Origin of the sequence: Neobacillus sp. C211 (assembly GCF_051842875.1) — a bacterium.
Taxonomy (GTDB): Bacteria; Bacillota; Bacilli; order Bacillales; family Cytobacillaceae; genus Neobacillus.
In genome coordinates this window covers 129,960-142,626 of record NZ_JBPXRO010000010.1, presented here as the reverse complement: position 1 = coordinate 142,626, position 12,667 = coordinate 129,960, and the positions used below count along the sequence as shown (strand labels likewise).

Sequence of the window (12,667 nt, the reverse complement as noted above, 5' to 3'; positions counted from 1 at the left end):
GCGCCCAGCGGCTAGTGTATTTCGCTCTCCGCCCTACGATAAGTCAAGCACGAATGCGCTAACGCTCTTCGTGTTTCCTTTATCCAGTTGGAGCGCTCCAGTCCATACGCCGCTAAACGGGCGATTACGCTTTTCCTTGCCATCTTTCCAGCTTCGGAATGTTTCTTGTAAACATCCCCGCAATAAACTTCGGCATCCCAAATTCAACAATTTTTTGTTTTACTCTTTCTTTCATTTCGTCAACTGTAATATTAGGTAATGTGAATTCTCCGTTCAAATAGCAGTGGCTGCAATACTTGGTGCTCTTCGTTCCGTCCTTATCCGTTCCGCCCCCAAGTTCATCTTTTGTTAACGGCATTCCACAGCTTTGACAGTTTTTATAGGTGGTCATTTTTATCACTCCATTCTTTATTCAAAGTCAAAAACATCCACAATCCGGTCTGCTTTTAGCCGGTTTTGACACAGTTTAAATAATTGTCCCAAAAATACTTCAACCTCAAGTAATGTAGAAGGCAGTTTGATTTGAACGGTTGTTGAACCAAACATTTGTTTAAAATAGGCTTTTCTTTGGTCATTTTTTCCATCCCGTTTAAATGGTTTGTATCCCCAGACAATATGAGGCACCCCATCAATTTCTTGGATTTGTCGTATCTCTGCGCAGGTTGTGGACCGATCATGTGCATAAATGACTAAATAATAGTTGTCATTACGATGCCAATCAATGAATAAAAAATAATAACCCGTATCGCTATCTGGCCTGGTTACCTCATATGCTGCTAACGTTGGTTTTCCATTAGTCCATTGATGAAACTTTTGGAGGCTTCCGCCCGTAATTTCAAGTTTTTTAATCTCATAGATCGATGAATTAAAGGATTCGATACAGTTAGCTAAAAATATAGCTTGTTCCTTTTCCAACTTAGATTTCCCCTTTATTTATTTGAACCAATTATACTTTGAAAGTGGATGAAAAAGAAAGAATGTCCAAATTTAACTTAAACTTATATTTAACTGAATTAGAAAGTGGTATAATTTATTTATTGATTATTCTGAAAAATAAACCAGGAGGTTATTTGATGAATTTTTACAAAGATGATTTGCAGTTTCAATCCTTGCTTAAAGAGTTACTCGATCAACCCTTTTTTGAATATGCAGACAAGGAGTTAACTGTCTTTGGTGAGAAATGTGCAACTGCTATCGATGATCGGGCAAGGTTTACGGACCGGGAAGGACAGCCGCGCTTAAACAAATATGATGCCTATGGTGTAGATATTTCTGAAGTATGGGTGAACGAGGGCTATAGAAGAACCGTTGAAGAAACTTACAATACTGGAATAGTTGGTTATGTTCATAAAGAAATTCCAGGACTCGGGAAAAAAGGAAATTACATATATTCTTATGCACAAGGGTATCTTCTCTCGCAAACAGAGCCTGGATTTTACTGTCCAGTCACATTGTCGATGGCTACTGCTTATTTACTTAACCAATATGCTTCGAAAGAAATGAAGGAGCAATTTTTGCCGCATGTCCTCTCAACAGGTGAAGTTCCACACTATGAAGGTGCGACATTTTTAACAGAGCGTCAAGGAGGCTCTGATGTCGGTGCGAATGAGACGAAAGCTGTTGAAGAAGGAGATCATTTCAAACTTTATGGAGAAAAGTACTTTGCCTCCAATGCCGGTATGTGCGGGGTCGCTATGGTTTTAGCGCGGAAAGAAGGTGCACCATCAGGAACGAAGGGACTGACTCTATTTGCAGTGCCATGGCGAAACCAGGACGGAACACTTAATGGGATTCGTATTCGCCGTTTAAAAGATAAACTCGGTGTCAGGGCAGTCCCTTCTGCTGAGGTGGAATTTGATGGCGCAGATGCCTTTGTTGTGGGCGATCCAGCGAAAGGTTTTTACTATATGATGGAAGCTCTAAATCTATCAAGAGTCTGCAATGCCGTTGCCTCATTAGGAATTATGAGAAGAGCTTATTATGAAGCAAAGGAATATGCTTTAAAAAGGGATGCGTTCGGAAGTAAGCTCGCAAACTATCCAATGGTCAAAGACACGCTGACACGGCTTGCAGTAAAGCTGGAAATTGAAACCCGCACCGTTTTTAGCTATCTTCCTTTATTTGAGCGCGTTATGAATAATCAAGCAAGTCAAAAGGAGGCCATTCTTAATCGTCTCTACATCGCCCTTTTGAAAAAAGAAACGGCAGAACAAGCGATTCATTATGCACATGAAGCGATTGAAATGCACGGCGGGAATGGTTATATCGAAGACTTCGTCACTCCAAGACTATTGCGGGACGCCCAAGTCTTGACTGTCTGGGAAGGAACGGCCAATATTCTCGGATTAGAGGTTTTGCGTTTAATCGAGAAGTATAAGGCAGAAGAGCTGTTTTTAGAAAAGATGAGTCAACGCTTACGGGGGGTTGCCCATTTGCCATCCGAATGGACTTATTTGGTTGAAAATAAATTAATTCAATTGCAGAACCTATCGAAATCATTACGTACGGCATCCGCAGATCATAAAACCTTTCACTCGAAAAAGGCGGCCGAACTTATGGTGAAAATTCTTGAGAGTATTGTCGCGCTTGAACAGGCAGCAAGCGGTGACCGCCGTGCCCTCATGGTAATGGAGGTATTTTTAGAGGAGACGTGGAAGTCTTCTTATTTGTTTAATTAAGAAATGAGGACAGTCGAATACTTTTCGGAAATTGTTTTGAATTCGAAGAGTGAGAAACCTTTATCAGTTAGATAAGTGAACTCTATGAAGCTTGCCATTTCATGGTGGGCTTATTTTTTTAGTTTGATTTGAAAATAAGAATTCATTTTACGTCTAATAATCAACATTTTACCAATAATATCCGGCGAATGTTGTAAGTTTCGTTAAATATGTAATAAGAGTCTGAAAATATGTAATAAGTTCTGTAAAATATGTAGTAAGTGTCATTAATTATTTTTCTTTGTCTCCAAAATGAAATACAAATGACATCCTTTTAAAAAATTGCTCTGGTAGAATCGTATAATTAGGACTTATAATCAGAAAATCCGTCGAATAGTATATAGAATAATTAGGCCTCTTTTCCATATGAATGACAGAGAGTGGTGTAATTGGAGGGAAAGATATGACATTAGAGACGCAATTAAAACAGAAAACGTATTATGAAATGTTCATTAATGAACATGAAAATATTCATCCGATCCAGGTGCTTGGTGAACTGTTTCAGGAGGAAGCGCTAAAGGACCTGCCTGATTTATCGTCTATTCGCTTTGCGCAGGGGGAAGTGTACTTCCATCATAAAGATTATGAGGCTGCCATTTTTAAATGGGAGAATATAATCAATGAACTTGAACCCTGGGCAAAGAAAAATACTGCGGATGCATATTATGAGTTAGGTTTATTATCGACTGCTGAAGACCTTTATTGTGCAATTCAAACCAATGATCTCACCCTAAATACGGAAGTGGCCTTACAGTTATTTTCGTTGTATATAGAGCGAGGAAAGCTCGACCTGGCCTTGTCGGTGATTAAAAAAACAATTGCTGCAAACCCAGATTATCCGAACGTAACGGAAATCGCTCGTTCTTTTTTTGAAGAGCAGCAGGATTGGAATCATGCGATTGAACTAGCAGTAAACGAGGCAAAACGGACGGAATCATTAGACTGGTACGATATGATCATTACCTATGTGGAAAATGGTGTGGCTAGAAGTCATGCGCCGAGTTATTTTTCACAGGCTTTACTTGAAGTGTTTAGTCTGAATAAACAAAAATTTGAGAAGCTTATTTCCGCCCTTTGGGACAGCTATAAGAATGAAGAATCGTATTTTACTTGGATAAGAGAAATGAACCATTTGTTATTAAACCTTGAAATCAGTCGGGATAGAAACTTATCTGTACTTTCAGGTCTCCATAAGGAAGCATTTTTCAACTTAATTGATGGAAGGTATTTCATTAAAAGTCTGCAGGATTTTATTCCAGACTTCCTAACAAATTGGTTACGACTTGCCGATCGTAAAGATACCGTGCTTGCAGCAGCTGCCGTGCTCTCATGGAATGAGCTTTTTCCAGCAAGCATAAGTATGTCTATCGTTAGTGAGGCTGAAAAACTGATCAGTATTACGGAAACTGATATGGACGAATTAGAGGAGTGCCTGACACTATTTGATGCTATTACGAATTGGGCCCAATCAAATGAGATGGGCGAGAATAATCGAGTAAAATGGATTGTCGAGCAATTAGTCGATTTTGACAAACAACATCTATTAATTACCGGGTTAAGCGGAAGTGGAAAATCGACTTTTGTTAATTTGGTTCTCGGAGAGGATTTGCAGGACAGCCCAACCTCTTCTGTGGTCATGTTTAAAGATTCCAAGGAAGAAGAAATCATAGAAATTACTGATCGAGAAAAGACTCGTTTATCTGGTTTTTCTGATTTTCAAGAACGAATGGATCGACGCCGTAATGCGTTGGAATCTATGATTGAATTTAGGCGTCCGAACGCCTTTTTACAGGAAAATAAGGTCGCTCTAATTGATACCCCTGGCCTAAAAGGAAACTATAATGATTCCTATGAAGTATTGAAGAATCTGCAATTAGCAGATACCGTTCTCTTTGTGCTCGATGCAAATGCACCGTTTACGGATAAAGAAAGGTCAGTGCTTGCAAAGATTCAAGAGTTAGCTCCTGATATTCCAGTACATTTTCTACTGAGTAAGACCGATACGCTTGTAAATGAGCAGGAAGCAATAAGAGTTTTCGATGAAACTAGGGCGAGGATTCAATCCTATTTACCGGATGCTTTCGTGTTTGCTTTTTCATCGCAATATGAAAGCAGTCAGCAGCTTAAGGACTTAAAAGAGTTTATCCAATCCATTAAAAATATGAGAAACATTGAAGATAAGCGGTTGGCAAAGCTGTTGTTCTATATTCGGACCACGATTGCCAGCCTTATGCAAAAACGGATTGATGTTGAAAATCAATTGGTAGAATCCGTGCGTTGGAATGAAGAAATGCTCCAGAAGTTAACGGGGGCCGTAAATCAACTGAAGGATACGGAGAACCAAAAAACAAAAGCAGTGGTGCAGTCCTACCGTGCCATCAAAGCTTCAATTGAAAAGGATATATCAGAGTCTGTTCCAAAGATGCTTCAAGAGTGTTCTTCTTTCATTAAAGAAGACAGTAATTTTAGCAAGATTCACTTAGAACTTAATGATGAGATGAACAAGAGACTGGAAGTGTACCTAGATCAGACGGTCATGCCAAAATATTACCGCTTGCTTCAAGAATGGATCGAGGGAAGCAAAGAGGAGTTCGGGCAAGGTCAGGAATTCTTGAATGAAATAGGTGAAGGCTTTAATCATATGTATGGGGAAGAACGCCTCAGCCTTGATTGCGATTTTAAAGTGCTCGATGATTGGCACCGTGATACTGACCGGATGACAAGTCGCTTCCAGTTGGAAACTGTCAATATTCTGCTGCGCAGAACCCCGTCTCAATTTTTATTAAAAAGTGCTGGTAAGCTGTTTGGTGCCATGACACAAAATAAAGCACTGCTTTTTAACAAATACAAATCATTTGTAGAAAATGAGGAGTATATCGAAGCGATTTCTGCCGTCAAGCAACAGTTTTTTCAGCAATTTGAGCTGTTTGAAAAATCACTGGAGCGAGATGTTACCCTATTTTTCAAGAGTCCATTGAATCTGTTAAATCGTTCAGTGGAGGAAGCAAGATTAGGAATCCAGACAAACCAAGAAATGCTTACGAATATGAATACCAATCCAGAAATGTTCCGCGATCCGTTGACATTGTTTGAAGTTAGATTGCGTCAGTTTGAGTGGATGACGGTGGCAGGAAAAGGTATGCAAACCGTCTATTAATATTTGGAAAAGGAAGGTGTCCGAGGCATCTTCCTTTTTTAGGGAATTACGTTTCCTAAATGTCAAAAAAATGGTAGCCTATGGGTAATCTGTTTTGAAGGAGGGAAAACGAGTGATTAAAGTAACGGGTGCACAAACAGAGGCTTGTGTTTTTTCGAACTATCCTCAGGAAACAGCCCTAGAGCAAATCCAAGAGCTATGTAATCAAGCTTTTTTAAAGGATACAAAGATTAGTATTATGCCAGACTATCACGCCGGTAAAGGTTGTGTGATTGGAACAACCATCCAGCTAAAGGATAAGGTTGTCCCCAATCTAGTGGGTGTAGATGTCGGCTGCGGCGTGTTAACCGTCAAACTTCAGGATCAAGAAATTGATTTTAATAAACTTGATCAAGTGATCCGTACGTATGTCCCAAGTGGGCAGGAGCTTCATACAGAGGAGACAGTCAGGTTTATTAATACTAGTTTTCCCGCCATTCAAGAATTTGAAGCAGATCACATATTGAGTGAAAATAGAAGCCTTTATAGCTTAGGTACATTAGGCGGAGGGAACCATTTTATTGAAATCTCAGTTGATACCAATGGCTATCACTATTTAACCATCCACACTGGCAGCCGCTATGTTGGGGCGAAGATTGCCACCTACTACCAAAAAGTAGCGATCTCAAAACTTCGTCAGCAGGATTTAACTGATATCATTGACCAATTAAAGGCGGAAGGACGTCAAAAAGAAATCGAAGCAATGATTAAAAGCTATAAAGAAAAGAATCCCGTTATTCCGAATGATTTAGCGTATTTAGAAGGCGAGGATTTTCATAACTATATGCATGATATGAAGTTAGCTCAAGCATTTGCAAAAGCTAACCGCGAAGAAATTGCAAGAGCGATCACAGAAAATATGGGACTAGAGGAGCAGGACCGCTTCGATACGGTACACAATTATATCGACACGGAGAACCTGATTTTACGAAAAGGGGCTGTTTCCGCGCAAAAGGGCGAACGTCTTATTATTCCGATTAATATGAGAGACGGGTCGATTCTAGCAGTCGGTAAAGGGAATGATGAATGGAATTATTCTGCTCCGCATGGTGCGGGTCGCGTATTGAGCCGCACGAAAGCAATGAAAACTCTCAATATGGACGATTTTTATAAAACAATGGAGGGCGTATGGACGACGTCTGTTTCGGAAGAAACCTTAGATGAAGCGCCAATGGCCTATAAGTCAATGAATGAAATTTTAGAAAAGGTAGAAGAAACTGTTGAGATTGCAGGTTTCATTAAACCGGTTTATAACTTTAAAGCAAGTGAAAAGTTCACACATGGAAGATTTAAAAAATGATAAATTTGGGAGAGAGACTGTAATAATAGTCTCTCTATTTTCTTTTTTCAATAATTTCTGTACTCCTGTATTAATATCCTTTTGAAAAATTAACAAGATTGATCGATGGGATATCACCTGAAAGATATTCTTTTAAGTTAGGGATCAAGATGTTTTCAATGACCCTCTGATTATAGTGATCGGTTGATCCAGATGTGTGGGGGGTGATGATTACATTTTCCATCTCCCATAACGGACTTTCCGGACTCAACGGTTCTGTTTCAAACACATCGAGTCCTGCTCCCGCGATTGTTCCTTCCCTTAATGCCTGGATAAGGTCAGCTTCCACGACAATCTCCCCGCGGCCGATATTCATAAAGAATGCGGACGTCTTCATTTGCTTAAATTGTTCTGCGCCAAACATTTGATTCGTTTCCTTGGTGTGCGGTAATGTAACCACAACATAATCACATTTTGGCAGCAGCTGATCTAATTGGTCTGGAGAATACATTTCATCCACATAGTCCTCTGGCTTTCCAGAGTGCCTGACACCAAGGACGTGCATACCAAATGCTTTAGCGATTTTCGCTGTTTCTTTCCCAATGGTACCGACGCCGATAATGCCAATGGTTTTTTCATGTATTTCTTGTCCCATATGGGCATGATGCCAAGTTTTCTTCTGTTGGTTTTTAACATAGGTATGGATTTTCCGTGTTAAGCCAAGCATTAATGCAAAAATAGTCTCAGAAATCGGATAGGCATGGACGCCATTAGCGCTAGTCAAGTAAATGTTTCTAGAATCCATCTCTTCAAGCGGCAGGTAATCAACACCGGCACTCCATGATTGGAACCACTTCAGCTTGGAATGTGGAGAAAGGCAGTATTCTTCGATCCCATTATGCCAGCCAGCGATGATTTCCGCGTCCTTTAGATGCTCTTGCCAAATATTTTTATCCTTGCCTACAATCAATTCCCAATCAGGAATCATCGCATTGATTTGTGTTATGTAATCTTGATCAATATTACGGGTGATAACCATTTTTTTCATAAGTGGGGATTCCTCCAATTTAACAATGTTTACTTTATTTAATGATAACGGAAATCAAAAAAATTGATAAGGTTTTTGTTTACTAGTCGGACACTAATCCGAAGAAACCAGCAAATTTTATAAAACTATCTGATATCCAAATATTCTTTTTCCATTTTCTGTGCTATTATTTAGAAATACGAAGTAAATATAAGTAAGCGGATCTTCATTGTGAAGATTCTTTTTTATTGGAGTGAAGGGAGGGGATTGTTTGAAAGAGCGTTTGTGGACGAAGTCGTTTATTATGCTTATGGTGGGAAATCTGTTTGTGTTTATGTCATTTCAAATGCTTATTCCCACACTACCGCCATATATAAAATCCATTGGGGCTTCGGGGCTGGAGATTGGCCTAGTGACGGCATTGTTTTCGGTTGGCGCTGTCATTAGCCGGCCGTTTATCGGCTTTATGCTTGAGTATAAGCCTAGAAAGGCACTTGTTTTAATAGGAGCAATTATGCTTTTACTGGTCACGATCCTTTATCCAGTTTCACAGGTTGTGGTGATTTTTCTATTATTCCGTTTTGTCCATGGTCTTGCCTGGGGCTGGTCAACAACTGTAAATGGCACAGCGGCGGTTGATGTGATTCCAAATTCACGGCTCGGTGAAGGGATGGGCTATTTCGGACTTTCGATGACAATTGCATACATTATTGCCCCTAGTGTAGGAATATTTGTTTACAATATTACTTCTTTCACGAATCTAATTTATTTTTCAGCGATATTAGGGGTTATCTCGATCATTTTACTTACTGCTGTAAAGTATCAAACTCCTAAAGCAGTGATAAATACTAGAAAAGAAGAATTGAAGTTTTCCTATCTAGGTTCACTGGTTGAAAAATCAAGTTGGTTTCCAGCATTTATCACGATTATCATCAATTTAGGTTACGGATCAGTAGTCACATTTATTGTTATTTTTGGTGAAGAACGTGGCATTGAGCAGATCTTTTTATTTTATATTTTTAATGCGGTGATGGCCACATTGGGCAGACCATTTGCAGGGAGATGGTTTGATGAGAAGGGCCCAATAGGACTTGTATTGTTCTGTACATTCGCTACATTTGTTGGCATATGGGTACTCTCTTTTGCACATTCCAGCTTATTTATTGCCATTTCAGGTGCATTATTCGGTATCGGATTCGGTTGCTTGATACCAACGCTGCAATCTTGGGCCTTACTCATGACACCTGCACATCGACGAGGTGTGGCCAACGGGATGATCTTTTCGTCGATTGATTTGGGGATTGGGCTAAGCGGTCTTATTTTTGGGGTGCTCGCCCAGTTTGTTGGGACGGCATCCATCTTTCGTATCGCAAGTCTATTTCTCATAGCAGCTATTGTTTTAGTTATAATAATGGAAAGAAAGAAACGAGCGTCGTTAAAAGACGTGGTAGAAAAGAAAAAGGTCAGGACATCATATTAAATGAGGTCCAGACCTTTTTTATGTCTTAATCCAGCCTGGGAGCCATTTCATCTACAACTTTATTAAACTGTTCAGTAAATGATCACTTTTCTGGCAAAGATGTCCATACCTAAAACACATTCATTAAAGGTCAATAGTAAAAATGACCATTATTCTAGAATTTTTCTTTTTGGCATAATACTTGCAACAGATAATTACAGGAAATCCTATTAGGAGGTGAACTATGCAAATTCAAACTTGTCGTGCGATCGTTACTGGCGGTGCCTCAGGGCTTGGAGAGGCAACCATCCGTAACATTGTTCAAAACGGAGGAAAAGCGGTTATTTTTGACCAAACAGCAGCTTTACTAACTGCTTCTTGAATGTCTTCCTCTATAGTGACATCTGCTTTTAAAAATAAAACAGCTTCACCAAGTTCGTTTTGGAGACGTAAACCATTTTCTTTCAAAAGTGAAAGATTATGCACACCATTCCTGCCAAGCACTTTCTCCGCAATCCCAATCTGACCATTGCTCCTGGACTTTTCCATACACCGATGTTTGATACCCTTTCACAAGAGGCGAAAGATTCGCTTGGAAAAATGGTCCCGTTCCCTTCATGACTGGGATTCCCGAGTGAATACGCACAACTCGTTCAAAGCATCATTGAAAATCCAATGTTAAATGGAGAAACAATTAGGCTTGATGGGGCAATAAGAATGCAGCCAAAATAAAGGTGAAGTTGGGGAAGGCACAAGCCTTCTCTTTTTGTTCGTATGGAATGATCAGAAGTATTGTTAAAATATTCAAAATTATCCCTCTTTTTTGTTACAATAAAGATATGAATAAAAGGGGGGAACGAAATGCTCCAAATTAAAGAGCTTATTACGTCAGTCGATTGTATAGTTACCGAAAATACGACACTAGTTGAAGCCATCAGTCTAATGAACAAAAAGAAGTGGAACCTGCTTCCTGTATCGGATGTTGCTAGAAAACTAGTTGGCGTTTTTGGCCGCTGCCAAAATTGGGGCCGTTGCCGTACCTGTTAACTTTCGTCTAACTGCATCAGAGATTCACTACATTTTAGACCAATCCGATACGTCTTTAATTGTGTGTGACAAGGAGTTTGAACAAATAATCACAACTGCCAAACAAGGCACGGAAACTCGGCTGGTCATTACCGTTGGTGACCTAGAAACAACTGGATCCCATTCGTATGAAAGATTTTATCCAATAATCTAAATGAGCCGGCTGTTGAGGTTTCCGAGCAGGATGATTTAGCAATTCTCTACACATCGGGTACAACCGGTCGACCGAAGGGAGCTCTTTTTGATCATAGTCAAATTTTTAAAGTAGGGATTGCTGTAGTTATTAATATGGGGATTAGACAGCATGAACGAATTCTCCACCTCCCACCGCTGTTTCACTCTGCTCAGTTAAACTTGTTCCTTATTTCTGGGGTTGCACTTGGTGCTACACATATTATTCATCGCGACTTTCATCCAGTTAAAACGCTCCATTCGATTCAAGAACATAAAATTACCCATCTTTTTGCGGTTCCAGCTATGTATAACTTTCTACTCCAAGTTCCCAATGCAGCAGATTATAATTTATCTTCTATGAGAAGATGAGAAATGTAACCATATAGAGTGGAGTTGGTGTTTTATTCCAACTATTGTATAAAAGCAGCTATGATTTGTAAAATAAATCCAAGCTTACGTCTAAAAAAGCGTGATTTTGTTAAAAAAGTCCAAGTTTACGTCTAAAAAAACGTAATTTCGTAAAAAAACTCCGTGTACTTTTAAAAATGTAACCGTTACCACATCGAAAGAGAGGTATTTTTGAATGAAACACCCATACTTAAATGAAGATCATGAAATTTTTCGCAAGTCATTGAGAAAGTTTTTGGACAAAGAAGCATATCCCTTTTATGAGCAGTGGGAGGAGGACCGGATGATTCCGCGTTCCTTCTGGAAGAAGATGGGAGAGCAGGGGTTTCTTTGTCCTGATATTGATGAAAAATATGGCGGCAGTGAGGTCGATTGGGGATTTGCGGTCGTCATTAATGAAGAGTTGGAACGAGTGGGCTCAGGCTTAATTGGGATAGGCCTCCACAATGACATTGTCATCCCTTACATCACCGCCTATGGGACAGGAGAGCAAAAGCAGCGCTGGCTGCCGAAATGTGTTACGGGTGAAATTATCACAGCGATTGCAATGACAGAACCGGGCACAGGTTCTGACCTGGCCAACATCAAAACAACAGCAAAATTGGACGGAGACCACTATATTGTTAATGGACAAAAGACATTCATTACCAATGGGATTCAATCCGACCTCATCGTTGTTGCTGTTAAAACGGACCTAAATGCGGTACCAAAGCATAAAGGTGTCAGCCTCCTTGTCATCGAGAGAGATGCCCCTGGTTTTTCACGTGGAAGAAAGTTAAACAAAGTCGGTCTCCATTGCCAGGATACAGCGGAATTAATCTTTGAAGATTGCCGTGTACCGAAAGAAAACCTACTGGGGGAGGAGGGTAATGGTTTCCTTTATTTAATGGAAAAACTCCAACAGGAACGGCTTCTTGTCGCAATTGGGGCGCAAACTGCCTCGGAAGTCATGCTCAAAATGACGATTGACTATGTAAAAAGCAGAGAAGCGTTCGGAAAACCAGTCAGCCAGTTTCAAAACACCCAGTTTAACATTGTGGAAATGGCAACAGAAATTGAAATGGGCAGAGCTTTTTTGGATCAGTTAATTGCCGAGCATATTGAAGGGAAAAACGTAGTAACGAAGGTCTCGATGGCGAAATTTAAGCTAACCGATATCGCCAAGAAGATTGCCGCAGAGTGTATGCAGCTCCATGGAGGCTACGGATATATGGAAGAATACGAGATTGCGAGACGATTCCGTGATATTCCTGTTTCTAGCATTTACGCTGGAACCAACGAAATTATGAAAACGATTATTGCGAAAAATCTAGGATTATAG

At 39.9% G+C, this 12,667-nt stretch carries 12 protein-coding genes and 1 pseudogene; 10 read left to right on the top strand and 3 right to left on the bottom strand.

The window, feature by feature from the left end:
• Nucleotides 1-124: 124 nt before the first annotated feature.
• A complete protein-coding gene (locus ACSU6B_RS11795; protein WP_410885390.1) occupies nt 125-391 on the bottom strand; it encodes a zinc ribbon domain-containing protein in 267 nt (88 codons plus the stop codon).
• Between the two features lie 17 nt (nt 392-408).
• Nucleotides 409-915, bottom strand: a complete 507-nt coding sequence (locus ACSU6B_RS11790; RefSeq protein ID WP_410885388.1) for a hypothetical protein — start codon at nt 913-915, stop codon at nt 409-411.
• Nucleotides 916-1,073: 158 nt separating this feature from the next.
• On the opposite strand from ACSU6B_RS11790, the gene ACSU6B_RS11785 reads away from it, so the two are divergent.
• From ACSU6B_RS11785 to ACSU6B_RS11775, 3 genes are all read left to right on the top strand, one after another.
• Nucleotides 1,074-2,678, top strand: a complete 1,605-nt coding sequence (locus ACSU6B_RS11785; RefSeq protein ID WP_410885386.1) for an acyl-CoA dehydrogenase family protein — start codon at nt 1,074-1,076, stop codon at nt 2,676-2,678.
• 442 nt (nt 2,679-3,120) lie between these two features.
• Nucleotides 3,121-5,874 (top strand): dynamin family protein, encoded by a 2,754-nt coding sequence (locus tag ACSU6B_RS11780; RefSeq protein WP_410885384.1) that lies wholly within the window; start codon nt 3,121-3,123, stop codon nt 5,872-5,874.
• A gap of 112 nt (nt 5,875-5,986) precedes the next feature.
• Nucleotides 5,987-7,213 (top strand): RtcB family protein, encoded by a 1,227-nt coding sequence (locus ACSU6B_RS11775; RefSeq protein WP_410885382.1) that lies wholly within the window; start codon nt 5,987-5,989, stop codon nt 7,211-7,213.
• 70 nt (nt 7,214-7,283) lie between these two features.
• On the opposite strand, the gene ACSU6B_RS11770 is transcribed toward ACSU6B_RS11775, so the two are convergent.
• Nucleotides 7,284-8,240 (bottom strand): D-2-hydroxyacid dehydrogenase, encoded by a 957-nt coding sequence (locus ACSU6B_RS11770; RefSeq protein WP_410885380.1) that lies wholly within the window; start codon nt 8,238-8,240, stop codon nt 7,284-7,286.
• Between the two features lie 250 nt (nt 8,241-8,490).
• On the opposite strand from ACSU6B_RS11770, the gene ACSU6B_RS11765 reads away from it, so the two are divergent.
• From ACSU6B_RS11765 to ACSU6B_RS11735, 7 genes and pseudogenes are all read left to right on the top strand, one after another.
• Nucleotides 8,491-9,699, top strand: a complete 1,209-nt coding sequence (locus ACSU6B_RS11765) for an MFS transporter (protein ID WP_410885378.1) — start codon at nt 8,491-8,493, stop codon at nt 9,697-9,699.
• Nucleotides 9,700-9,922: 223 nt separating this feature from the next.
• Nucleotides 9,923-10,060 (top strand): hypothetical protein, encoded by a 138-nt coding sequence (locus ACSU6B_RS11760; RefSeq protein ID WP_410885376.1) that lies wholly within the window; start codon nt 9,923-9,925, stop codon nt 10,058-10,060.
• A gap of 140 nt (nt 10,061-10,200) precedes the next feature.
• Nucleotides 10,201-10,410: pseudogene (locus ACSU6B_RS11755) on the top strand (3-hydroxyacyl-CoA dehydrogenase); the annotation flags it as partial.
• 129 nt (nt 10,411-10,539) lie between these two features.
• Nucleotides 10,540-10,725 (top strand): CBS domain-containing protein, encoded by a 186-nt coding sequence (locus ACSU6B_RS11750; protein WP_410885374.1) that lies wholly within the window; start codon nt 10,540-10,542, stop codon nt 10,723-10,725.
• A complete protein-coding gene (locus ACSU6B_RS11745) occupies nt 10,685-10,918 on the top strand; it encodes an AMP-binding protein (RefSeq protein WP_410885372.1) in 234 nt (77 codons plus the stop codon). The genes ACSU6B_RS11750 and ACSU6B_RS11745 overlap by 41 nt, the downstream gene beginning before the upstream one ends.
• Nucleotides 10,900-11,307: an AMP-binding protein gene (locus ACSU6B_RS11740; protein ID WP_410885447.1), complete on the top strand. Its 408-nt coding sequence runs from the start codon at nt 10,900-10,902 to the stop codon at nt 11,305-11,307. The genes ACSU6B_RS11745 and ACSU6B_RS11740 overlap by 19 nt, the downstream gene beginning before the upstream one ends.
• A gap of 214 nt (nt 11,308-11,521) precedes the next feature.
• Nucleotides 11,522-12,667: an acyl-CoA dehydrogenase family protein gene (locus ACSU6B_RS11735; protein WP_410885370.1), complete on the top strand. Its 1,146-nt coding sequence runs from the start codon at nt 11,522-11,524 to the stop codon at nt 12,665-12,667.